Below are 23,988 nucleotides of genomic sequence, written 5' to 3'. Positions count from 1 at the left end.
TTTGAATGGCTTTATTATCAAAAACTTAAATTTATAGAAATAAGTTATTTTTCATACTAATTGATATTTGTACCTTAAAATGTTGGTGAAAATACTGTCAATAATAAATATAATCATAGCAGTCCAAGCTATCTTCTTAGTTTTTCATTTCTTTTTTAAAAGAAAGGGAGAAAAAATATTAAATATTTTATTAGGACTACTTTGCTTTTGTTTTGCAATCCTTTCAATAAGAACATGCTACCATCTAAATTCCTTTTTAGGAATAGAAACATTATTACTTAGAGTTTCGCTTCATGTTGCATGGTTTATTGGACCCCTACTATTCTTATATGTGCTCTTTTATGAAGGAAAACTTAATAAAAGAATAGTTTTTTTTAATACTACTCCTTATGTTTTTATAGCTCTATTTGATATTATTTTTAATAGACACGATTACATCATAGACTTACAAAACCTTTTCATTATTCAAATCATAATTTATCTAATGTTAATTATTAGACATTGTTTTAAGAATTATAGAAGAGCAAAACAATTTTATAGTTGGATACTACCGTCTTTATTTACGATGTCATTTTTAATTTCTTTTTATTTAGTATCTATATTATGTAGAAATTTTGGTATTGATTTTTTTTCCAATGGATTAATGAGAAACTTTAAATCACTATTGGTAATACCTGTTTTTTATATCGCTTACAAAGAAATGAATTCAACAAACGAATTTGGAATAAAACCTAAAAAATACAAAACATCTCCACTATCTAGAGAAAAAAGAGAAATGTATCTAAAAAAGATAGAAAAAATAATGCGAGAAGAAAAATTATTCCTTAATAAAAATTTAACATTACAAATTTTCTCAAAATTGATAGGAATACAATCAAAATATATTTCTCAGGTTATCAATCAGAATCTAGATTTAAGTTTTTCAGAATACTTATTACAGTATCGAATAGAGGAAGTAAAGAAAAATTTATTTGATCCTAAGAAAGCAAATCTTACAATTTATGGAATAGCCCAAGACTCAGGCTTTTCATCTAATAGCCGGTTTAATTACTTATTTAAAAAAGATACAGGTCTTACTCCAAAACAATTTAGAACCCAAAAAAGATAGATTTATTTTGCTATATCATGATATAGGAAATGTTTTTTTTAGTTGATATGTATAAGGATACTACATTTATTGCTCAATAAAAATTTATATCGTCAAAAATGAAAGTAAGATTTATTAATATGACAACTACACTATTTGTAAAAAACACATTTATTTTACTTCTGTGTATAAACTTTTCCAATTGTCAAGAAAGCAGAGAAAAGAAAATAGAGAAGATAGATCAACTTTTATCCGATCTTAATTCAAATGAACAGTTTAATGGTGGATTCATGATAGGTGATAGGGATGTAATGCTATTTGAAAAGGTATATGGCTATGCTGACATGAAAACAAAAAAACCGTTAGATGTAACGAATTCATTTGGAATAGCTTCAGTAAATAAAACAATTACTGCGACCCTTATTATGAAAATGGTTGAGTTAGAATACTTTACTGTTAATAATAAGCTAGTAGACTTCTTTCCTAAACTTCCTTATACAGATATTACCATAGACCATCTTTTAACACACACATCTGGAATACCATTTTACTATGACAATTTAGTAAAGAAGCATTGGGATAAATTTAAACAACTTACAAATAATGATCTTTTTAAACTCTATGAAGAACATCAGCCTAAACAGGAATTTCCTGCTGGAGAAAAATTCTCATACAGTAATGCAGGATATATGTTTTTAGCAGGAATAGCAGAAAGAGCTTCCAAAAAAACATATGATGATCTTCTACGAGAATTGATTTTTGAACCTGCTAATATGAAACACACACAGCGATTAACTAACATAAATGATGACACAAATTTAGCAAAACCACATGCATTATCATTGCAGGAAGGAGCCTATGTTCCTTTGGATTTTCATGAAGGTTATCCAGATTATTTAGATTCCTATTTCAGAGATAGAAAAGGAGCTGGAGGACTCAACTCAACATTTACAGATTTATGGAAGTTTAGTAACGCACTACAAACAGCAAAAATCATAGAAGGTGTAGCCATTAAAAAAATGCTATCACCTGCAAAAACAAAAGATGGTAAGCAAAATATGTATGCTAGAGGTTGGCAGTTAGAAATGATAAATGGCAAAAGAAATATAGGACATAGAGGAGGATCAGAGGGTGAAAATTGTTTTTTTAGAATTGCTTTAGATGAAAATTACACCTACTTTTTAATTGCAAATGCAAAAACACCATATCTCAGTAAGATTAATAATCAAATAAAAAATATCTTACAAGGAAACCCTATAGAGAAGGTTAAAATATCAGGAGTAGAAAGATTGTCTTTGCTTTACGAAAAAAATGATTACGAGACGATTGCTAGTGAAGCCAAAAAATTAAGTGCTCAAAAAGATGATTACTATTTTGAATTGGTTGAATTTAACAATATATCATGGCAGTATTGGCAACAAGAAAATTTTGAAAAAGCATTCGACTTCTTAAAATTGGCAACAGTAGCTATGCCAAATAATGCTGGTGCTTGGGAAGTTTTAGCTGAGGCTTATATGGAGCGTGGTAAAAATGAACAAGCCATTAAATATTATAAGTTAACCATTGATAAATTAAATACCGATGAAACTAAAAAAGACAAAAAATGGGTGACTGAATGGATTGTTGAGATACAGAATAAAATTGAAAAGATGGAAGAAAGTAAAAAAAATAAATCAATAGAAAAAAGAGATTAAGAGAATTATTAAGAAAACAAATATTAAAATATTGGAGATGAAAATTAATCTATTTAGAGTTATCCTCATGTCATTTTTTTGTCTAGGTTGTATGGCACAACCAGGAGATAATGTTGAAAAAACACAACAATTATTAGAAGCCAATGTTAATATAGCTCAAAGCCTTTTAGTGGTTCCATTTTAGTAGCTCAAAATGATAAAACTATCTACATAGGGGGCTTATACATTAGACGAATTGTTAGAGCAAAAGGAAACGATTGCTAAGGCCGTTTTAAGCAATGTGAAAGCACAGGCTAGCAAATTGGGTGTAAACGTATTGCATACAGGTATTAGAGATGTAATCTTGCCAGGTGATATGAAAGATATTATGAACCAAGTATTGATTGCTCACAAAAAAGCACAGGCTAATGTGGTAACTAGACGTGAAGAAACAGCATCTACACGAAGCTTGTTAAATACCGCAAAATTAATGGAAGACAACAGCATGTTGTTTAGAATATGTAGAGAAAATCGCTGATAAAATTGAAGAAATTACAGTTGCAGGAAACGGTAACGTGATTGAACAATTAAAGGATATTTTCTCTGTGAATAAGTAATGGAGAATGCATTAATTTAGGTTAATGCATTTTTACTTTATTATGTATACCTACTTATGTTTAAAGATCCATTGGATTAGTTTTTGATGATAGCTTAGATTAAACATCCATCACTATTGTATTTAATTTACTAAAGGTTTTGTAATAGCACTTTGACAAACCATAAAAACATCACATTAATCTTAAAGCATTTTTATGAATTTTAATCGGAAATTTAGTGGGATATCCCCATAAAGAAAATAGGGGCAGGGTAAATTGAAAGTAGGTACTTTGCCATTTGATACATATAACAAAATCTAATATTTTTATAGTAAATAAAAAAAGCTTCTAATTGAGGCTTTTTTGTTCAAATGGTGTGTCATCCTAGTGATTATGGTCAGAATGGTCATCAGCTTTTACGTCTCCAGAATGATTCATTTCCATATCGTGGTCATATTTACAGCAATCAGGTAAACTCTCATAAGCTTTCTCGCTTCCTGCTACTTTTTCAGTATCATAACCAGATTCAGCTATGGCATTGTGAATTGCCATTTCATCTGTTTTGGAACTATCGAATGATACATCAATTTTCTTCTTGTCTTTATCCCAATTTGCACTAGCCACTCCATCTACATTATTTGCTGCTTTTTCAATTGTACTTTTACACAGACCACAATTCCCCCTTACCCCAAAAGATAAATCTGTCATCGCCATTTCTTTTGAGACTTCAGTTGTGTTTGTTTCTGTTTCTTTTTTTGTTTCATTTTTACAACTTGTAAAACCCATAGCTATAATTACAGCTACACTTAAAATCACTTTCTTCATTTTTAAAAAATTTAATTATTATCAATTATTCTATTACTTGTTTTACTTCTCCGCAGGTTAGCATGGCATCTCCGAAATACGGGTTCAAAATCTTCTCTTCTTTACTTAGCCAACAAAGTGAATTAATCTCACCTTGAGTACAGATAAAATCCGTAATTCATTAATTTTAAAATGATTACGGATTTTGATTTTAAAAGGTTAATCTATGTAAAATGCCATTGCTTTTTCAAGCTTTTGTTTCATTCGATCTCTTAGTCTTTTTGGCTTAATAACTTCAATGGAATCGCCAAATCCTAAAATCAGACGTTCTAATTCAAAATTAATCTGAACAAAAATGTTAAAAATAACACCATCATCTGTTTTCTTGATGACTCTTTGGGAACGATGGAATGGTTTCGTAATTACATAAGGTGCATTTTTCTTATCAATCCAAAACTGAATACGTTCTGCTCTAGTATTTGACACCGTTACACCAATAACATCCTTGTAGTATTCATCTCCATTGAAATTATTGTTCCTATATGTAATAGCTGTATCGTAATCAATGCTCACAATTCTATCTAAAGCGAAAGTAACTATAGGTTTTTTAGCCTCCACTCCGGGTCTGCCAATTAAAAACCATCTGTTATTAAACTCTTTTAATATGTAAGGATGAAAAACAATTTCGGAAGCTTCCCTTGCTTTAAAGGATTGGTACTTTATTTTCAAAACCATTTTCTTAATAATTGCTTGGTACAAAACATCTAAATGCTCTAAGCCCTTTAGCTTTTCATTTTTATCTAAATGAATTATTGCGGACTGATCTGTCTTTTCAGTATACACTTTGTCCTCCAAGCGTTGAATGATTCCTCCCAATTCTGAAAACAACGAAAAATCCTTGAACTGCTTTAGCATTTCCACGGTTTCAGAAAGGACATTCATGTCGTTTTCGTTTAGCGGAATATCTGTTATGGAATAATCTTCATCCTCGTATTTATAAAATTTCTTATCGTAAACAACAATAGGCGCATTATAACCCAACTTATCACTACGCATCATTTGAATATCTAATTGTATAGTTCGCTTACTAACGTTAACTTCCCTTCCTTCATATTCATATAATGTGTCAGAGCAAGCTTCAATTAAATCATCTAATGTCCATTGCCTATAATTGTTTTGAAGACATTTATCAATAGTTTTATAGCGTATTAATGCATTTTTATTTAAAGCCATAGATTAAATTTTAATGAAAAATAAGGAATAATTTTATCTACGCAAAAAGATTGCGCATATAGACAAAATATTTGTATCGAAATCATAAATAAGTCTTTTAAAAGGCTTTGAAGTAATGCTCCGTCGAACGAGGAGTCGGCGGAGTTTAAAATAGATAAGAAATGGAAAACAGAACAAACATTACGGGACATACATTAATTGAAATGGGATTTAGATCAGGAAAATGGTTTAAAGAAGCATTAAGTCATATTAATGAAAATCAATTAGAAGGTGATGCTTTAAAAAAATATTTAGAACAGTTTAAATCTCCAGACCCAATAGATTTACATAAAAATGCAGTTCCATTCTCAATTAACATTAAAGCAGAAAACGAATTAGAGGAAACAAATGTTAACTCGGTAGTTGAAACGATGAAAACTTTAATGAAGACACCAACATTAGTTAATGGGTCAATTATGCCAGATGCATGCCCAACGGGAGGTAATGGTACTATTCCAGTAGGCGGTGTTGCTGTAGCAAAAAATGCCATTCACCCAGGTATGCACAGTGCCGATATTTGCTGCTCGGTAATGCTAACCGATTTTGGAAAAGCTGAACCAAAAGATGTTTTAGATGCTGCGCATAGCATTACACATTTTGGTCCTGGTGGAAGAGATAGAAATACGCAGTTTCGTTTTCCTATGGATTTGTTAGCCGAGATAGAAGCCAACTATTTTTTAAATGATCAAAAGTGTATTTCTGCTGCCAGATCGCATTTAGGTACTCAAGGCGATGGCAACCACTTTTTGTTTATTGGTAAATCTAAAAACACAGGAAATACGATGATGGTTACCCATCACGGAAGTCGTGGATTTGGTGCCAATTTGTATAGAAAAGGCATGAAAGTAGCAGAACGATTCAGAAAAGAATTATCGCCAAAAACCTTAAAACAAAATGCTTGGATTCCTTTTGATACCGAAGAAGGGAAACAGTATTGGGAAGCATTACAAATCATTAGAAAATGGACAAAGAAAAACCACGAAGTTTTGCACGATGCCACACTTGAAAAACTAGGAATTGAAAAAGAAAACCGATTCTGGAACGAACATAATTTTGTCTTTAAAGAGGGCGATTTGTTTTACCACGCCAAAGGCGCAACGCCGTTAGACCCTAAATTTATGCCAGATATTACAGGGCCGAGATTGATTCCTTTGAATATGTCTGAACCTGTGTTAATTGTAGAAGGTAAAACTACAAATAACAATTTAGGTTTTGCACCTCATGGCGCAGGAAGAAATGTGAGTAGAACGCAACACAGAAAAAGCAAAACAGGAACGTTTCAAGAGATATTTAATAAAGAAACCAAAGGTTTAGATATTAGATTTTTTTCTAATGAAATTGATATTACCGAATTGCCATCGGCTTATAAAAATGCCGAAACCGTTAGAAACCAAATGGAAGAATTTGGCCTAGGCAAAGTAATTGATGAAGTATTGCCCTACGGCTGTATAATGGCTGGCGACTGGCAAAAAAATGCACCTTGGAAAAAACGTAGGAGACGTTAAAATGAGAGATGATGACAATTAAAAAATCTACAGAGAATTTATATTCAATTTTTTCAAAATATACGATTGAAGGAAATTTAAGAGCTAGAAGTTGTGACTGTTGTGTTTCTGATGAAGAAATAAAACAATTACTTTCTAAACCAATGAGAAAATTAACTGAAAACGACTTGTATCATTTTATGACTTCAGCTACAACAACCTTTGGATGCATTAATGATTATAAACATTTTTTACCAAGGATATTAGAGCTAATGCAAAACACAGAAGTTGTTAATGATTTTACAACTTTTGAAAAATTGAACTATAATAAGTGGAAAACTTGGGATACAAATGAGATTAATGCTATAGTAAATTATTTTGAAGCTCTACTGATTAATGCTTTGGATAAGAACTCAAAAAATATCAATGATTTCATTCTACTAAATCTAGAATATAATAAATTTGAAAAGCTATCTGATATTTTGACAAAGTCTAATTCAAAAAAGTTAATTTATGAAATAGTTGAAGGTGAAATAAATGGATACTTTTATAAAGTAGATGATAGATTACTAAGATTTTATTCAAGTAAAAAAATGCTTGATAAAGTAGAAGCTTTGTTTTTTGAAACAAATGATAAAGAGTTGGCAAACAGAGTTTCTATTGCCTATAGTTTATTAGAATCTCGAAGAGCAAGTACGTAAATTAAAACATTATGAAAACCAAAATACTAGATAAGCTCTCAGAAATAGAGAAAGATAAAAATATAGAAATCTTATTTGCTGTAGAATCAGGAAGCAGAGCTTGGGGGTTTAAGCATACTAAGAACAAAATTTTATACCGATAATTTGCAAACAACCCATTAATTCTTGCATATTTGCAACTAATAATACAAACAAAACAAAGTTAAAACCGATGATTTATAGACTAACAAAACATAAAAAGGATGCTGAAAAGCTATTTCTGTTAAATATGAAATAGGTAAAAACTTTAAAAAAGATATAAAATCTAAAAAGCGTCCAATTTCTTGGACGCTTTTTTTTATAATTTTTTTCTGACTTGAAAAAATGTGAGTTTAAAGCTAAATATCAGCCTAACAATCAGTTATAAAAAATAGCTGTTATCTGTAGTATACGGACAGAAATTCTATTGCCTTAATCAATCGTAAATAACTGATTATCAAAAAATTAAACTCAAATTTTATTTGGAAATTTCAAAAATTCCATTTTATATTTGCACCGCAATAAAGCATAAAATACCACTCGATTGTTAAAGCACAATCTAAATAAAACGAAGTAAAATGTTTAAGTATCAAATACAAACAAGTGTACCAAAAGGGCTAGGACTCTTTTTGCACCTACTTCGGAACTTTATAAACCAATAGAAAGTAAAGAATTCTATTTAATAATTATGAAGAATCCGAAGCGCCACTAAAGTTTCGGATTTTTCTATGCTACCATCTTTTTGATTAGCCTTCAATTTCTGAGACTTACCATCAATTTTTTCAGCATTACACATCTATATGTTTAATGCCTAACAATTAATGTCTCAAAATAATGGGAAATAAATTAAAAGGAAAAGACCTAATAAAATTAGGCTTTCCAAAAAACAACAGTATCAATATTGCTTTAGGGCAAATTAACAGATATAGAAAACGCGAAAAAAAAGAACGTATTTTAGAAGAAGCCAAAGAAGTGTTGCAAAACCCTGAAAAGTTTGAAAACAATGCTATTTGGGGAAAAGTAGCTGAAGGTTTAATTAAGCCTGTTGAGGTTAGATTTCATCAACTAAACAATACCAGAGCGCCGTTTACTATTTATGGTGAAAACGAAATTGACGATCAAGCAAAATATCAGTTGTACGATGCTTTAAAGTTGCCAATTGCTGTGCAAGGTGCGTTAATGCCTGATGCACATTCAGGTTACGGATTACCAATCGGCGGTGTTTTAGCAACTGACAATGTGGTAATTCCGTATGGAGTAGGCTTTGACATTGGTTGTAGAATGTGTTTAACTATTTATCCAATTAAAGCAAGTTTTTTAAAAGGAAAACAACATCAATTGGAAAATATTTTAAAAGAGCATACCAAGTTTGGAATGTACGAAACACACGATAAAAAACACGATCATGAAATTTTTGAACGTGCTGAATTCAATGATATTCCATTGTTAAAAAAGTTAAAAGTAAAAGCTTTTAAGCAATTAGGAACTTCTGGAGGTGGTAATCATTTTGTAGAGTTTGGAAAAGTAACTATTACAGATGTTAACAACGAATGGAATCTAGAAACAGTCGAATACATTGGTGTTTTATCACATAGCGGCTCAAGAGGATTAGGCGCAAATATTGCTAAACATTATACTTATTTGGCTACTAAACAGTGTCCATTACCAAAACATGTGCAACATTTGGCTTGGTTAGATTTGAATACGCACGACGGACAAGAATATTGGTTAGCCATGAATTTGGCTGGCGATTATGCTAAAGCTTGTCATGACGATATTCATTATCGCATTGCTAAACTATTAGGTTCAAAAGCCATTGCAAAGATTGAAAATCATCACAATTTTGCGTGGAAAGAAACTATCAATGGTAACGAATGCATTGTACATCGTAAAGGTGCAACACCAGCAAATAAAGGCGAACTAGGCATTATTCCGGGTTCTATGACGGCACCAGGATATATTGTAAAAGGCTTGGGAAACAGTGAGAGTTTAAATTCCGCTTCGCATGGTGCAGGACGTTTGCATTCGCGTAGAAAGTGTAAGGAAAAGTTCACTAAAAGCGATATTAAATCTCAATTGAAAAAACACGATGTTACCCTAATTGGTGGAGGTGTAGACGAAGCACCAATGGCGTACAAAAACATAAAAAAAGTAATGAACAATCAACAAGAATTGGTAGAAGTGTTAGGCACGTTTACACCAAAAATTGTAAGAATGGATAAATAATTTTAAAAGAAAAATGAAAATAAAAACTATACAAATAACAGCTGGTAGAGGGCCTGTTGAATGTTGCTGGGTTGTAGCTCAAGTTTTAAAGTATCTCATTGAAGATATAAAAAAAGCTAAAATAAATTATACGCTTTTACAAAGAGAACATGGTACTGAAAACAGAACGCTACAGTCTGCAACTATTCAATTACAAGGAAAAGAATTAGAATCTTTTTTAATAGACTGGTTAGGGACAATACAATGGATAGGGAAATCGTCATTTCGAAAGTTTCATAAGCGTAAAAACTGGTTTATTGGTATTTATGAAATAGAAAGTAAAACGACAACTGCTATAAATGAAAATGAAGTACAATATCAAGCCATAAGAAGTTCAGGCCCAGGCGGGCAACACGTTAATAAAGTGAGTTCTGCTATACGCGCAACGCATAAACCAACAAGTATACAAGTTTTGGTAATGGATAGCAGATCACAACATCAGAACAAAAAAATAGCGTTGAAACGATTGCAAGAAAAAATTGCTGAGCATAACATTGCGCAATTACAATCTGAAATTAAAAACCAATGGGAAAATCATTTGAATTTACAACGTAGTAACCCTATTCGAGTTTTTAAAGGATCAGATTTTAAGATTCAGAAAAAAGAAAAGAATTATAAATCAAAACGAAATCAATTAAAAACTGATTTGCGTAAACAATTAAAATAATGACACTAGTAAATAACTATATATTTAAAGCATTAGATGCATATCCTTATGAATTAGAGGAAGCTATAGAAGCTTTAAACTATGCCTTGTCTTATGATGAGAAGAATACCATGGCTTTATGTTTAATGGGACGTATTTATGCAGAAACTTTATACGATTACGAAAAAGCTAAATCTGCATATGCTGAGGCCTTAGCAGAAAACGTCAATGCATTTCATATCTATCCGCATTATCTAAATCTCTTATTATGGAATGAGGATTATGAAGAGGCAGAACGCTTTATCGATTTTGCTTTAACTGTGAAGGGTTCTGACAAAGCGATATTATATTACAAAAAAGCTATTCTTTTTGAGCAAAAAGTCTGCTACAAAGAAGCTTTATTACAACTTAAGTTAGCAAAACGTCACACCTATAATGGCAGTTTTATGAGTGATATTGACGGAGCTAAGTCTCGAATCAAGGATAAAATGCCGAAAGACAAGAAGAGAAAAGTAAAAAAAGGCAAAAAGAAAAAGGAATAATAAATTAAAAACGTACTGTTATGAGACGACAAGAATTATTAAAACGATTCCTAACAGGAACAGATAGAACAGGACGATTTATTGTAAGTAGTAAAATTACAGGAATTACCTATTTTGTTGAACCCATTGACCATGGAAAATCCACCAAGCTTTGGGGAGATGTCGATCCGGCAACCCAAAAACTTACTGGTGACTATGGAAACAAATCAATTGGTGCCGTTAAAGAGAAAGATTCTTTAATAAATGAAGACAACGGATTCATCAACATTTTAACTTTCAAAGGAAGCCCCTTAGGCGAAATAGATAGCAGAGACAAAATGTATGAATCTAAACACTAACAATAATAACCTGCAAGGTTTAGACAACCTTGTAGGTTTTAAAATATGAGATTCCCACCGAAGCTTGCCTTCGGCGCAGTCGAAAGGTGAGAAATAGAAAACATGAATACAACAAGAAACATATACTTTACGTCAGACCATCACTTTGGTCATACCAATATTATAAAGTTCACCAACCGACCTTTTGAAACAGTTGAAGAGATGGACGAAGAACTCATAAAACGTTGGAACTCTCGCATTAATAAACACGACAAAGTTTACCATTTAGGTGATTTTGGTCTCTGCAAAGCAGAGCGTATGCGAGATATTTTAGATGAGTTGAATGGTAAGATCTTCCTCATTCGAGGTAATCACGAAGGATCAGCTTTAGCAAATCCCAACCGATTCGAATGGATAAAAGATTACTTTGAGCTTAATGTCAATGATGCTGATGCACCTAATGGCAAGCAAAAGATCATTCTCTTGCATTATGCGATGCGAGTTTGGCGATCTAGCTTTAGAGGTACATGGCATTTATACGGACACTCACACGGTAGCTTACCAGATGATCCTAATAGTAATAGTTTTGATGTTGGTGTGGATTGCCACGACTTTTATCCGATTACTTACGAAGAAGTCAAAGCCATTATGGGTCAAAAAACATGGGCACCTCCATTTAAATAATCACAAATGGTTATATAGTATTTCATATTGAACTTAATTATGTATATTAAAACAATGAAGTAAAAATTTAAACAAAAGATAATGGAAACGGGTTGTAAAGAAATGACAGAAGCAGATATATTGAAGTTAATCAACAATAACGAATTACTTAATAAGAAACTTGAGGATTTGGGTATAGTTGAGGATAATGACAAATTGAAAGTTGAGTTAAAATATTCAGAACTACTAACTAACAAAGAGAAGGCTCATCTCTTTAGTGAAATAGAAGAATTTTTACCCGAATTTTCTAAATCAGAAATGGGCAAGAATATGTTTTTTAAATATGGTGCTGGTAAAATACATATTAGAATATGTTATACTGATGCCGTATGTGATTATTGTTACAATGACTTGATGGAAATAAGAAGAAATAAATAAAAGATTAAAAAATGAGCCCTGAATGTGGAATAATGTCAAAAGAAAATATTCTCAATATGATTGAGAATAATGCGGTGATTCAAGATAAGTTAAAAGAGCTTGGTATTACTGAAAATGGAGATCGACTAAAAGTTGAATTGAAATATTCTGAGTTATTAAGTGAAGACGAAAGAAAGGCTCTTAAAAAACAATATAAGAGCATATTTTCAAAAAAAACAAGAAAAGAGTTTAAACAGATGGGCATGGTTGTTAAATATACGGATGATCCTGATTCTTTTAGTTTTTGCCGTTCAGATGCAGTATGTGATAACTGCTATCAAAGCCTTCAAAAAAGAAGAAGAGAAAATAGTATTATCTAAATGTATGTTAAGCTAAAGATATTTCAAGCTACTAAATTTGGACACTACTCACTTAAAGATCATTAAGAATACTGATTCTGAAAAAAGCTGCTTAGTACGTAAAAACATTACGTACATCTATTTTAATATTTGCGTAACAAAATTAAAATTAGATATTTGCGACACAGTAATAATAAATGATTACAAAACAGATACATAAACAACCGATGTCGCACTTTAATGAATGCGGCGATTATAGATGGGCAGTTATTTTACTGAGTACCATCTCAGGACGTTTTGTATCTAATTTTAAGTATTGAATATGATTTAAATACTATTAAAACGATAATATGAAGCGTCCAACCTAAAAGTTGGGCGCTTTTTTGTTTGAAACTTAAGTTTTAAAAGCTAAAAGAGCGAATTAAAACTTATTAATTGAAATCATCCTGAATTTATTTCGGGATCTAAACATAATTTTTTTTGAAAATATTTTGAAGCTATAAAACAATAACATAGAAACTAAATAAACAGTGAAACAATTGAGAGACAGGCCATTGTAAACATGTTGAGAATCCGTAGACATACGGACAGGGGTTATATTATCCAAATTTAAATTAACTAACTGATTATCAGTAAATTAAATTGTAATTTTTCTTGCATAATTCAAAAATGCATTTCATATTTGCACCGTCGAAATAATTAAAAAACAAATGACAAACTATTTACAATATACTATTCAAATACGTCTCTGCATAAGTTCGCCGAAATACATGGTCGTGGCAGGGAATGATGAAAGATTTACAATATATACTAGGAGGGTTATGGATACATAGATATGTATTCATAGATATAAAGAAAGCGCCTTCCGTAAAACGAGGCGCTTTTTTTATGGTGTTCATTGAAATAAAAAATAGTGACGCGTAGCTCAATTGGCAGAGCACTCAGCTTTTAACCGAGGGGTTGTGAGTTCGATCCTCACCGCGTCAACAAAAGGAAGGGCAATCAGATAGGTGACTGAAACAATCTTGAAAATTGTTGAGCTTTAATAGGCCTTGCGAGTTCGAAATGCAAAGCATTCACGAATACTTATTTAATAAAATAGAAATCACATGAGCTAACCTCGCTCCTTCCGCAAAACTGAGAGGATAACGATGGATAGTTTACTGGCTTTGGAAGCGAGAGGTTGCAGGTTCAAATCCTGTCTCTCAGACTAAAATAATTAATGGAGAGTAGGTAAATACTGGTTTGTTACGCTTGACTGCTAATCAAGTCCATGTAAAAGTGGTGAAGGTTCGATTCCTTTGCTCTCCGCTAAAAATGACAAGGTGGCTGAATGGTTAAGGCGACGGATTGCAAATCCGTTATCTATGAGTTCGAATCTCATCCTTGTCTCAAATTTTGGAAGTGTTGAGTAATTGGTTGGCTCTCCAGACTGTAAATCTGGTCTCTTCGGAGCTTGTAGGTTCGAGTCCTACCGCTTCCACAAATAGTACTGTAGCACAATGGCTAGTGCATCCGACTGTCTCTCGGAAAGTTGCGGGTTCGAATCCCGTCAGTACTGCATATCTGGGAAGATAACGGTGGTTGTTTACTCGCCTTGGACGCGAGAGGTCGCAGGTTCGAATCCTGCTTCTCAGACAAAAATGTTCCGTTGGTCAAATGGTTAAGACGCCACACTTTCTATGTGGAATTAGGGGTTCGATTCCCCTACGGAATACAAATATTAAATGTGGGGATGGCGAAAATGGCAAACGCACCTGACTTAGAATCAGGAATCTGAGAGTTCGAATCTCTCTCCCCATACTATGCTCCACTAGCCCAACTGGAAGAGGCATCGGGTTTAAGCCCCGTTTAGTCTTGGTTCGAATCCAAGGTGGAGTACATAGACCCGTGATGTAAATGGTGAGCATACAGGAATTTGACTCCTGAGGTATAGGTTCGAGTCCTATCGGGTTTTCAAAATATGGTGTCTTTAGTTTATTTGGTAAAACGTCTCACTGTGAATGAGAAGAACAGGGTTCGAATCCCGAAGTCACCCAAAATGGAACAATAGCAAAGTTGGTCAATGCGTCTGGTTGAAGCCCAGGAGATACTGGTTCGAGTCCAGTTTGTTCCACTAATTAATTTTTTAACTAAAAAAAGAGGAAATCATGAAACCAACTCAACAAAAATGGAGAACTATGAGTGGTAAAACCTTTGATGAACCAATTACAAAGCTGATAAAAGATGCTATTGTTAGAGAACAAAAAGCTGGGCATCGCTTAAAGATTTGCGTAGGTTCAGATTCGCAAGCTTACCAAGGTCATATTGCTTACGCAACCGTAGTTGTAGTGCTTCGAGAAGGTAAGGGTGGTTTTATGTTCATCCGAAACCTTAAAGGAAGCACAAAGATTGGTATTAAAGAGCGTATGCTAAAAGAGGTAACCATGTCTGTAGAAGTGGCTTATGCGATCTGTAATATTCTTGAAACCTATAATGTAGAGCTTGAGGTACACGCTGATATTAATACAGATCCAAAATTTCAATCAAATGTAGCACTTAAAGATGCTATGGGTTATATACTAGGAATGGGATTTGTATTTAAAGCGAAACCATATGCCTTTGCAAGTTCATCTTGTGCAGATAAGGTGGTATAAATACTTCACTCTAGAATAGGTTCCTATTCTTTTCTAAGGGATTCTGCTGGGTTTTAATTAACCTAAGACCTGGCGGAATTCTAAATAAAAAGGGTTAAATAAAATAATTTTTACTGCGCATAAACATTGCGCAGTAGCTTAAAATATTTGTAGTGTAATTGACAGACAACTGTCATTCTCGAGAAGTCGAGAATCTATAAAAGTCTTTTGGAATCAGACTTTACAAGTAGTGCTCTGCCAGATATCGAAGCTGGCAGAGCTTCATAAAAAATGTTCATTGACATAAATTGAGACTATATATAGTTTCATTAATATAAAAATCATCATTTGTTAATCTCTATTATCGAGTGATGGGGTGGCTTATCGTCCTTAGATAAACTTGGTAACAAGGATAAATCTGTTTACAGACACTGTAAATGGAGACTGTTTTCTTACGAGAACAGTACAGGTAAGCAAGCAACTCACATAAGTTACTATTTGCAAGGGGCAACCGCTGACGTAGATAAGAGCTTATAGCCGACAGAAATTAGGCTTAAGATGGAGACATCAATAGGAAAAGTTGTAGTAATGGGTTACGTGTAGGTCATCCAACCTAGCGGAGCGCATTGCAGTATTAAAGTAACCCGGTAAGAAATTATTCGGCGACTTAACATACCGTATACTGGGAGGTATACAAGGAGAAGGCTGGTATTTTGTAGGCCAAAATCTACGGAGCCATTTTCGAAGCCCTTTTCCTAGGTCAAACATTTTTGGGTTCAAATCCCAATCCTACACCAATTGAAGGATAGCTCAGGTGAGCATTGTATTTTTTCATACAAACGCAAAAGACTTCGAACGTTACAGCAGCTAGTAGTTGCCTAAACCCATTGCAATATATGGGACAGTAGAGGCCGCAAACCTTTACTGTGTAGTGAACATTCTAATAGGCCGCCTTAAAAGAGGACGTCTATGAATGGTAAGGGAGCCAACCCTTGTAACTGCAAAGCGTGGTATAATACCACTATGCAGGCCAAGTCTAAGTCGCTGAACGGCTGTAACGCCATTAGGCATCGGATAAGTACGTAATTCTCTAAGCAATGAGAAGCGCGTGGAAAATTAGGGAAGGGCTACGGCTATAATCCTAAGAAAGCTTATCCTAAAGCGAAGGTATTCTCAGAACGCTTTTTAAAATATTAATTTACCTCTTTAGCTTAAAAGGAAGAGCTGCGGAAAAAGATTACGGAGCCGTGGAGTGATAGGATGATGTGGTTGGTGGTTCACCCGCCAATGACTAGGTTTTGCAGAAGCACCGAAAAACACAGGATGTAAAGTAGGGAAGCGCATTTAGAGCCTATCTGTCTGTTTTAACAGAAGTACCAGTTCGAATCCGGTAAGAGGTACAGCGTTCTTATTAATAAGAAAGGCTATTTGAAGAGTGTCATTCTGAATGAAATGAAGAATCTTTACAATTATTAAAACTTCTGAATTTCAGAAAAATAAGATTCATCGCTTTGCTCTGAATGACAATATAAACCCTTTATAAAATAGCCTCATAGCATCAAGCAAGTCTTGTTACGTGTTTCGGTATAGCACTATTGTATACATCCTTGCCAATTGGCATTAGATAAGTATATGCAACTTGACTTGAAGGCGTTGATTATTTGCCAAATAATAATCACCATTCTATGTGTCATGGGTTCGACTCCCATCTTCCCCACAAATTATACCGCAAATAAGGGGAAGTAGCTCAGTTGGTTAGAGCAATAGATTCAAGTGTAGGTTCGAATCCTACCAAGATCAGATGGTCTTGTGGCGGAACTGGCAGACGCGCTGTATTTCAGTTACAGTTTGAAAATGGACTTAAAATCCATCTTTTCAAGAAGAAGGTCACTTGTAAAAAAGACCACCAAGTGTGTCACACTTTAAACGGCAAAAAACAAAGTGAATTTAAACTGGCAAAGGCAACTTGTTGTTGGCGCAGTCTAGACAGCACCTTGAGATACACATGTATTTTAAGCAGTTTTTGGTATTCTTTTAAAGATTCATTTTTCAATCAAAAGGTTTGAGGATACTCATGTCTAGGGGTTGATTAATCATCTAAAAAACAATACTAAATAACACTTTAAATCAGTTGTATTTCCGTAGTTAGAAAGATGGTTTTCTTTCGCTTTGTTTTACCAAAAAATAGTCATTCTCATAGAGAGAATTCTATTATAAATGTTTAACCGTTCTGATCTGAAAAAATAGAAATATCAGAACAAAAATTTAGAAATAATGCAAAGAGTAAGAATTCATGCTGGTATGGTCGGTTTAGTGTTTAAAAATGGTAATTACACACGTGTTATTACTGAAGGTAAGCATTGGATAGGCTTTAGAGCCAAAGTTGTAAAATACAGCCTGTCTCAACCATTCAATACGCCAAGAGCCTTAGAGATCTTACTTAAAGATCAGGCATTGGCAGAGCTATTAACCGTTATTGAGGTTAAGGATAATGAGATTGTTTTGGTATACGAAAATGGCAATTTTAAGCAGGTATTAACTGCTGGTCGTTATACGTATTGGAATAGCTTGATCGATTATAAATTTGTAACTACAGATTTGAGTAAAATCGAGATTACAGAGGCCATTGAAAAAGCAATTTACAATAAGCCAGAATTACGCCAATACATTAGAGTATTTGAGGTTGCAGCTTTCGAAAAAGCAATTATGATTGTTAACGATAAGTTTGTAAAAACTTTAGAACATGGCACCTACCATTTCTGGAAAAATGACCAAACTATTAAAATCGCAAAAGCTGATATGCGTCAATTGCAATTAGAAATTGCTGGTCAGGAATTGTTAACTAAAGACAAGGCTAATGTTCGTATTAATTTTTATGCACAATATAAAGTTGCAAACATTGAGACTGCTTTAATGCATAACAAAGATTACGAAAAGCAATTGTATAGTATCTTACAGTTAGCATTGAGAGCCTTTGTTGGGGCTTATACATTAGACGAATTGTTAGAGCAAAAGGAAACGATTGCTAAAGCAGTTTTAAACGATGTGAAAGCACAGGCTAGCAAATTGGGTGTAAACGTATTGCATACAGGTATTAGAGATGTAATCTTGCCAGGTGATATGAAAGATATTATGAACCAAGTATTGATTGCTCACAAAAAAGCACAGGCTAATGTGGTAACTAGACGTGAAGAAACAGCATCTACACGAAGCTTGTTAAATACCGCAAAATTAATGGAAGACAACAGCATGTTGTTTAAATTAAAAGAGATGGAATATGTAGAGAAAATCGCTGATAAAATTGGAGAAATTACAGTTGCAGGAAACGGTAACGTGATTGAACAATTAAAGGATATTTTCTCTGTGAATAAGTAATGGAAAATGCATTAATTTAGGTTAATGCATTTTTACTTTATTATGTATACCTACTTATGTTTAAAGATCCATTGGATTAGTTTTTGATGATAGCTTAGATTAAACATCCATCACTATTGTATTTAATTTACTAAAGGTTTTGTAATAGCACTTTGACAAACCATAAAAACATCACATTAATCTTAAAGCATTTTTATGAATTTTAATCGTAACTTTGATTCATCCCAAATGAATTAAATTATGTTAGATAACTTTTGGTTTAATGTACAATATGGTATCAACCATGTATTAGACCCTAACGGTTATGACCATGTTCTCTTTTTAATGGTATTAGCCGTTCCTTATATATTTAGAGATTGGAAACGCGTATTACTTTTAGTTTCCATGTTTACCTTAGGTCATACCTTGTCATTGGTATTGGCAGCTTATGGAGTTGTCAGTGTTAATGGAAAACTCGTTGAATTTTTAATTCCCTTAACTATATTAATTACGGCAATCTACAACGTATTTACTGCAGGTAAAAAAGATAAAAACACTAAAGTTGGACTCTTGTTTTTTACGACTTTATTCTTTGGGTTGGTACATGGACTAGGTTTTGCTAGAGAATTTAAAATGTTTGCAGGTCAATCCGAAAATAAAGTAGAGCTTCTTATTGAGTTTGCTTTAGGCATTGAAATTGCACAAATTATTATTGTTTTTGTAGTTTTATTTTTAGGGTTTTTATGTCAAACTATCTTTAGGTTTTCACGTCGCGATTGGGTAATGGTACTGTCATCTGTAGTAATTGGACTCGTTATCCCTATGATAATTGAAAGTGAATTGCTGAATTGATTTTAAAAGTTTGGTAAAACTTTAACGGCTTCTAAATTGTTTATACAATTCTATCCTTTTATATTCGTTACCTACATTGTATGTATAGTTAATGCCAAAGAAAAAACAGTTACGTTACGACAAAGCTTATTTACGTATTGCCCGAGAATGGGGAAAACTATCGCATTGTAAGCGCAAGCAAGTTGGTGCGCTTATTGTTAAAGATCGGATGATAATTTCTGATGGCTATAATGGTACGCCAACAGGTTTTGAAAACTATTGCGAAGATGATGAAGGCTATACCAAATGGTACGTACTGCATGCAGAGGCCAACGCTATTTTAAAGGTAGCTGCATCGACCCAATCGATTAAGGGCGCTACATTGTACATCACATTATCACCTTGTAAGGAGTGTAGTAAATTGATTCATCAAGCTGGTATAATTAGAGTAGTTTATCACAAAGGATATAAGGATGATTCTGGCTTACAATTTTTATCAAAAGCTGGTATAGAATTAGAACATATTGAAGATATAGATTAATATTCCCACTATTAATGGGAAATCGTATGGCAACAAAAAATAAATACATACCACTTATCATCGGAATCGCCATTGCGGTAGGAGTTGTCATTGGCGGAAAGTTAAATTTCACTGATACCTCCGATAATCTCTTTACAACCAATAGCAAAAAAGATAAGCTCAATCGTCTTATAGATTACATTGACTATGAATATGTTGATGAAGTCAACACAGATAGCATAGTAGACGTTACGGTAAACGGAATCTTAGACAACCTAGATCCACACTCTACTTATATTCCTAAAGAAGATTTACAACGAATTACCGAAAACATGAAAGGTGATTTTGTGGGTATTGGCATCAATTATTACCCTTACAAAGACACTATAGCTGTTATTAAGCCCTCAGAAGGTGGGCCCAGTGAACGTGCAGGTATAATGAGTGGGGATCGAATTTTGTTAGCGGACGACGAAGTTATTTATGGTAAAAACGTCACCAGCGATTTTATATCCAAAAAACTAAAGGGAAATAAAAACTCAAAGGTAAAATTAACTGTTTACAGAAAAGGGGAAGATAATCTTTTAGAATTTAACTTAAGGAGAGAGAACATCCCAATTAAAAGTGTTTTATCATCTTATATGCTTACAGATGAGTTAGGCTACATAAAAATGAACCGCTTTGCTGAATCTAGTTTTAAAGAATTCAAATCAGCATTAGATGAATTACAAGACCAAGGAGCAACAAAGTTAGCTTTAGATTTACGTGATAATCCTGGTGGATTTTTGGGCATTGCAGAGCAAATTGCAGATGAGTTTTTAGAAGATGATAAGCTAATTTTGTTTACAAGAGATAAAAAAGGAAAAGAAGAACGCACTTATGCAACTGGTAGAGGCGATTTTGAAGACGGTGAAATTTATATTTTAATCAATGAAAACTCTGCTTCCGCAAGTGAGGTTATAGCAGGTGCACTTCAAGACAACGATAAAGGAATTATAGTTGGAAGACGCTCTTATGGTAAAGGTTTGGTACAACGCGAAATGGCTTTGGGAGATGGTAGTGCAGTCCGCTTAACGGTTTCAAGATATTACACACCGACAGGTCGTTCCATACAAAGGCCATATACCAATGGCGACAACCACTCTTATTATAATGATTATTTCAAACGTTTAAGAACTGGGGAATTGGCTGACGAAACAAGTATTGAAGTTGACGATTCTTTAAAATTCACCACACCAAAAGGTAAAGTTGTCTATGGCGGTGGCGGAATTATACCTGATGTATTTGTCCCAACCGACCGTTCGTTTGATAATGAGACCATTAACTATTTAAGACGAAGAGGCCATTTTGGCTATTTTGTTTTTGAGGAATTAGACAAAGACCGAAGCGCTTACGAAAATATAGCGAAGTACGATTTTATAAATAATTTTGAAGTCAATGATGATATTGTTGTACGTTTTCAAGAATATGTCAATAAAAAGGAAGGAACCAACATCACTTTTGTGGCTTATAATGATGAGATTAGACGACTCATTAAAGCAACGTTGGCACGTCAATTATTTGATGATAATGCCTTTGAAGAAATCCTGAACAAGGAAGATATTATGGTACAAGAAATTATTTTTTTAAGTACTGAATATCCTAATTTTAAACAGTAATCTTATCGTGTACCTTGGTATGTTTTCCATCATTCCAAAGTGTTAGGATGTCTGTAGCAACATGTGATCCGCTTCCGCAAGCTATGGAAAACTGACTTCGCCAACCTGCTAAAGTACCGGCCACATAGAGATTTTCTTCCACTAAATGATTTGAGTTTTTTAACCAAATCCTATTTTTCTCAGGGTTGGCCCTAGGATGCGGCTCAATATAATGTTCTAAACCTTTTACCGTAATTAAGTTCGTATAACCTACAGCAATCACTACTATTTTAGATGTATATAAATTTTTGTTTGTCTTAATGTAGAACAACTTATCCGTTTCAATATCTTTTGAAATTGCCGTAACTTTTTCTCTATCAATTTGGTTGACATGAGGATATAAATCTTTGAGCTGCTGTTTCCCACCTTGTAAAATATCCTTGCCCAAAGTACCTGGCCGTAAACCAAGAACATTATTAAACAGTGCATTCTGAAGGTGCGAAGTTTTTTGGTGTGTTACTATACCAATACGCTTATCTTTTGCATAGACTTTGTCCTTAGCAGAACCCAAAACCAAAGCACAAGATAAACCTGCAGCTCCACCTCCTATGATTAAAGCATCAAAATTCATTTGTGTTTTTTACTTAGAACTTCTATTTTTTTGGATATCCTAAGAATCTGAAGTAAAATAACAGCACACAACGCAGCTACAATAGTAAGAATTGCTGTATAGCTTTCACCTTCAAAAAGTGCGTCAAAATTTAACTTTGTCGCATTAAAAATAATTAAGCCAACGGCAAGAATGGTTAAAATCCATGTGAATATCTTCATGCTCTATTATATTTTAAAGTTTAATATAACCGTAATTCAATACTAAACGATATTGATTAGCACCAAATTGCCCGATAAATGACACCTATCTGCAAGAAAGATTATCTGCTTTTATACCAATAACGCCTTAATGTTATGAGCAAATAATTTTACTGCTATTGCCAGCAAAATTACACCAAAAACTTTTCTTATTATGTTAATTCCGTTCGGACCGAGAATACGTTCAATCTTTGCAGACGTTTTTAGCACAATATATATAACGACAACATTACAAATAACGGCTACAATAATATTTTCAGTAGCAAATTCCGCACGTAATGATAATAAAGTTGTTAAACTTCCTGGCCCAGCAATAAGCGGGAAAGCCAAAGGAAACACAGAAGCGGTAATGGCATTACTATCTTCTTGTTTGTAGAGTGTTATTCCTAAAATCATTTCTAATGCAATAAAAAACAAGATAAAAGCACCTGCAACAGCAAAGGAATTTACATCGATACCAATGAGGTTAAGTAAGCTTTTACCAACGAACAAAAATATAATCATAATCACACCAGCGATGAGCGATGCTTTTTCGCTCTGAATATGTCCGACTTTTTTACGCAAATCTATAATAATAGGTATGTTTCCAATAATATCTATCACGGCAAAAAGTACCATAAATGCCGTGAATATTTCTTTAAAATTTAATTCCATAACACCTAATTTTAAATTTCGCGGCAAAGGTGCGATTTTAATACTGATTTTCAATATTAAATTACAGTAAAGTTTAACTATTTTTGCAGCATGTTTCAGCTTGGAAAAACAATCGTTTCAGAAGATATTATCGAAAAAGATTTTGTGTGCAATTTATCCGCATGCAAAGGAGCTTGCTGTATTGATGGCGATGCTGGTGCGCCTTTAGATAAAGAAGAAGTAAAAATTCTCGATGACATCTACCCTAAAGTAAAACCTTTTCTTAGAAAAGAGGGTATTGAAGTCATCGAAGCCCAAGGAACTTATGTAAAAACAGCTTTTGGAGATTTAGAAACACCCCTCATTAATGGAGCTGAGTGCGCCTATGTTATTTTTGATGAAAAGAATACCGCTTTATGTGCTATTGAAGAAGCTTATAACCAAGGTGAAATAGCTTGGAAAAAACCTGTATCCTGCCATCTGTACCCAATACGAGTAAAAGAGTATTCTGAATTTTCTGGTGTTAACTACGAGAAATGGGAGATCTGTGATGATGCCTGTTCACTAGGGAAAGAATTACAAGTGCCCGTGTACAAATTTGTTAAGGAAGCACTGATTAGAAAATTCGGTAAAGATTGGTATGCCGAGCTAGAAAAGGTGGCTGAGAAAAACTTTGAAAAATAACCC

22 protein-coding genes, 14 tRNA genes and 2 pseudogenes are annotated in these 23,988 nt (G+C 33.4%); 33 read left to right on the top strand and 5 right to left on the bottom strand.

What is annotated here, in order from left to right; genetic code table 11:
• Positions 1-79 precede the first annotated feature (79 nt).
• The 3 genes and pseudogenes from KCG49_RS06410 to KCG49_RS06400 all read left to right on the top strand — a co-directional run.
• Complete coding sequence (locus tag KCG49_RS06410; protein WP_218545360.1) at positions 80-1,108, top strand: helix-turn-helix domain-containing protein; 1,029 nt, start codon at positions 80-82, stop codon at positions 1,106-1,108.
• A gap of 98 nt (positions 1,109-1,206) precedes the next feature.
• A complete protein-coding gene (locus KCG49_RS06405; protein ID WP_218545359.1) occupies positions 1,207-2,781 on the top strand; it encodes a serine hydrolase domain-containing protein in 1,575 nt (524 codons plus the stop codon).
• Between the two features lie 214 nt (positions 2,782-2,995).
• Positions 2,996-3,377 (top strand): annotated as a pseudogene (locus KCG49_RS06400) (SPFH domain-containing protein); the annotation flags it as partial.
• A gap of 363 nt (positions 3,378-3,740) precedes the next feature.
• On the opposite strand, the gene KCG49_RS06395 reads toward KCG49_RS06400, so the two are convergent.
• Together KCG49_RS06395 and KCG49_RS06385 are read right to left on the bottom strand one after the other, a co-directional pair.
• Entirely contained in the window at positions 3,741-4,181 is a 441-nt protein-coding gene (locus tag KCG49_RS06395; RefSeq protein WP_218545358.1) for a heavy-metal-associated domain-containing protein, read from the bottom strand.
• A 198-nt stretch (positions 4,182-4,379) separates the two neighbouring features.
• Entirely contained in the window at positions 4,380-5,393 is a 1,014-nt protein-coding gene (locus tag KCG49_RS06385; protein ID WP_218545357.1) for a helix-turn-helix transcriptional regulator, read from the bottom strand.
• Positions 5,394-5,554: 161 nt separating this feature from the next.
• Here KCG49_RS06385 and KCG49_RS06380 point away from each other — a divergent pair, with 161 nt between their 5' ends.
• The 29 genes and pseudogenes from KCG49_RS06380 to KCG49_RS06240 all read left to right on the top strand — a co-directional run bounded on the left by KCG49_RS06380 (position 5,555) and on the right by KCG49_RS06240 (position 21,819).
• The gene (locus tag KCG49_RS06380) at positions 5,555-6,937 is read left to right on the top strand and encodes an RtcB family protein (RefSeq protein ID WP_218545356.1); all 1,383 of its coding nucleotides are present in this window, start codon (positions 5,555-5,557) and stop codon (positions 6,935-6,937) included.
• A gap of 8 nt (positions 6,938-6,945) precedes the next feature.
• Positions 6,946-7,617 carry a hypothetical protein gene (locus KCG49_RS06375; protein ID WP_218545355.1) on the top strand — a complete coding sequence of 224 codons (672 nt, stop codon included), beginning with the start codon at positions 6,946-6,948 and terminating at the stop codon, positions 7,615-7,617.
• A gap of 11 nt (positions 7,618-7,628) precedes the next feature.
• Positions 7,629-7,727: pseudogene (locus KCG49_RS06370) on the top strand (DNA polymerase beta superfamily protein); the annotation flags it as partial.
• Between the two features lie 742 nt (positions 7,728-8,469).
• Positions 8,470-9,861: an RtcB family protein gene (locus KCG49_RS06365; RefSeq protein WP_218545354.1), complete on the top strand. Its 1,392-nt coding sequence runs from the start codon at positions 8,470-8,472 to the stop codon at positions 9,859-9,861.
• A gap of 13 nt (positions 9,862-9,874) precedes the next feature.
• A complete protein-coding gene (prfH, locus tag KCG49_RS06360; protein WP_218545353.1) occupies positions 9,875-10,567 on the top strand; it encodes a peptide chain release factor H in 693 nt (230 codons plus the stop codon).
• Positions 10,567-11,088 (top strand): hypothetical protein, encoded by a 522-nt coding sequence (locus tag KCG49_RS06355; RefSeq protein ID WP_218545352.1) that lies wholly within the window; start codon positions 10,567-10,569, stop codon positions 11,086-11,088. The genes prfH and KCG49_RS06355 overlap by 1 nt, the downstream gene beginning before the upstream one ends.
• A gap of 20 nt (positions 11,089-11,108) precedes the next feature.
• Positions 11,109-11,426, top strand: coding sequence for a hypothetical protein (locus tag KCG49_RS06350; protein ID WP_218545351.1), 318 nt, complete (start codon positions 11,109-11,111; stop codon positions 11,424-11,426).
• A 102-nt stretch (positions 11,427-11,528) separates the two neighbouring features.
• A complete protein-coding gene (locus tag KCG49_RS06345) occupies positions 11,529-12,089 on the top strand; it encodes a metallophosphoesterase family protein (RefSeq protein ID WP_218545350.1) in 561 nt (186 codons plus the stop codon).
• Between the two features lie 81 nt (positions 12,090-12,170).
• Positions 12,171-12,506: a hypothetical protein gene (locus tag KCG49_RS06340; RefSeq protein WP_218545349.1), complete on the top strand. Its 336-nt coding sequence runs from the start codon at positions 12,171-12,173 to the stop codon at positions 12,504-12,506.
• 32 nt (positions 12,507-12,538) lie between these two features.
• The gene (locus KCG49_RS06335) at positions 12,539-12,865 is read left to right on the top strand and encodes a hypothetical protein (RefSeq protein WP_218545348.1); all 327 of its coding nucleotides are present in this window, start codon (positions 12,539-12,541) and stop codon (positions 12,863-12,865) included.
• 893 nt (positions 12,866-13,758) lie between these two features.
• Positions 13,759-13,831: transfer RNA gene (locus tag KCG49_RS06330), tRNA-Lys, on the top strand.
• A 150-nt stretch (positions 13,832-13,981) separates the two neighbouring features.
• Positions 13,982-14,054: transfer RNA gene (locus KCG49_RS06325), tRNA-Pro, on the top strand.
• Positions 14,055-14,068: 14 nt separating this feature from the next.
• A tRNA-Ser gene (locus tag KCG49_RS06320) sits at positions 14,069-14,155 on the top strand.
• Positions 14,156-14,163: 8 nt separating this feature from the next.
• Positions 14,164-14,236: transfer RNA gene (locus KCG49_RS06315), tRNA-Cys, on the top strand.
• An 8-nt stretch (positions 14,237-14,244) separates the two neighbouring features.
• A tRNA-Tyr gene (locus tag KCG49_RS06310) sits at positions 14,245-14,327 on the top strand.
• Positions 14,328-14,332: 5 nt separating this feature from the next.
• Positions 14,333-14,405: transfer RNA gene (locus tag KCG49_RS06305), tRNA-Asp, on the top strand.
• A 5-nt stretch (positions 14,406-14,410) separates the two neighbouring features.
• Positions 14,411-14,482: transfer RNA gene (locus tag KCG49_RS06300), tRNA-Pro, on the top strand.
• 7 nt (positions 14,483-14,489) lie between these two features.
• Positions 14,490-14,561 (top strand) — tRNA-Glu (locus KCG49_RS06295).
• Between the two features lie 12 nt (positions 14,562-14,573).
• Positions 14,574-14,647, top strand: a tRNA-Leu gene (locus KCG49_RS06290).
• 4 nt (positions 14,648-14,651) lie between these two features.
• Positions 14,652-14,725, top strand: a tRNA-Leu gene (locus tag KCG49_RS06285).
• A 3-nt stretch (positions 14,726-14,728) separates the two neighbouring features.
• Positions 14,729-14,801: transfer RNA gene (locus KCG49_RS06280), tRNA-Gln, on the top strand.
• 8 nt (positions 14,802-14,809) lie between these two features.
• Positions 14,810-14,882, top strand: a tRNA-His gene (locus tag KCG49_RS06275).
• Between the two features lie 5 nt (positions 14,883-14,887).
• Positions 14,888-14,960: transfer RNA gene (locus KCG49_RS06270), tRNA-Phe, on the top strand.
• Between the two features lie 34 nt (positions 14,961-14,994).
• Positions 14,995-15,480, top strand: coding sequence for a ribonuclease H-like YkuK family protein (locus KCG49_RS06265; RefSeq protein ID WP_218545347.1), 486 nt, complete (start codon positions 14,995-14,997; stop codon positions 15,478-15,480).
• Between the two features lie 1,721 nt (positions 15,481-17,201).
• A tRNA-OTHER gene (locus KCG49_RS06260) sits at positions 17,202-17,256 on the top strand.
• A 477-nt stretch (positions 17,257-17,733) separates the two neighbouring features.
• Positions 17,734-18,834: a slipin family protein gene (locus KCG49_RS06255; protein ID WP_218545346.1), complete on the top strand. Its 1,101-nt coding sequence runs from the start codon at positions 17,734-17,736 to the stop codon at positions 18,832-18,834.
• A gap of 240 nt (positions 18,835-19,074) precedes the next feature.
• Positions 19,075-19,665 (top strand): HupE/UreJ family protein, encoded by a 591-nt coding sequence (locus tag KCG49_RS06250; protein WP_218545345.1) that lies wholly within the window; start codon positions 19,075-19,077, stop codon positions 19,663-19,665.
• A 91-nt stretch (positions 19,666-19,756) separates the two neighbouring features.
• The gene (locus KCG49_RS06245) at positions 19,757-20,185 is read left to right on the top strand and encodes a deoxycytidylate deaminase (RefSeq protein ID WP_218545344.1); all 429 of its coding nucleotides are present in this window, start codon (positions 19,757-19,759) and stop codon (positions 20,183-20,185) included.
• 26 nt (positions 20,186-20,211) lie between these two features.
• Positions 20,212-21,819: a S41 family peptidase gene (locus KCG49_RS06240; protein WP_218545343.1), complete on the top strand. Its 1,608-nt coding sequence runs from the start codon at positions 20,212-20,214 to the stop codon at positions 21,817-21,819.
• Here KCG49_RS06240 and KCG49_RS06235 read toward each other — a convergent pair.
• The 3 genes from KCG49_RS06235 to KCG49_RS06225 all read right to left on the bottom strand — a co-directional run bounded on the left by KCG49_RS06235 (position 21,809) and on the right by KCG49_RS06225 (position 23,322).
• Complete coding sequence (locus KCG49_RS06235; RefSeq protein WP_218545342.1) at positions 21,809-22,429, bottom strand: FAD-dependent oxidoreductase; 621 nt, start codon at positions 22,427-22,429, stop codon at positions 21,809-21,811. The genes KCG49_RS06240 and KCG49_RS06235 overlap by 11 nt on opposite strands.
• Entirely contained in the window at positions 22,426-22,629 is a 204-nt protein-coding gene (locus tag KCG49_RS06230; RefSeq protein ID WP_218545341.1) for a hypothetical protein, read from the bottom strand. Before KCG49_RS06230 ends, KCG49_RS06235 begins: the two co-directional genes overlap by 4 nt.
• 111 nt (positions 22,630-22,740) lie before the next feature.
• Positions 22,741-23,322, bottom strand: coding sequence for a MarC family protein (locus KCG49_RS06225; RefSeq protein ID WP_218545340.1), 582 nt, complete (start codon positions 23,320-23,322; stop codon positions 22,741-22,743).
• A 90-nt stretch (positions 23,323-23,412) separates the two neighbouring features.
• Between KCG49_RS06225 and KCG49_RS06220 the strand changes: the two genes are divergently transcribed.
• A complete protein-coding gene (locus KCG49_RS06220) occupies positions 23,413-23,985 on the top strand; it encodes a DUF3109 family protein (protein WP_218545339.1) in 573 nt (190 codons plus the stop codon).
• Positions 23,986-23,988: the final 3 nt, after the last annotated feature.

The sequence above is a fragment of the Winogradskyella luteola genome, from assembly GCF_019203985.1.
GTDB lineage: Bacteria > Bacteroidota > Bacteroidia > Flavobacteriales > Flavobacteriaceae > Winogradskyella > Winogradskyella luteola.
The sequence above is the reverse complement of the archived record's forward strand: the minus strand, read 5'-3'. Positions and strand labels throughout refer to the sequence as shown.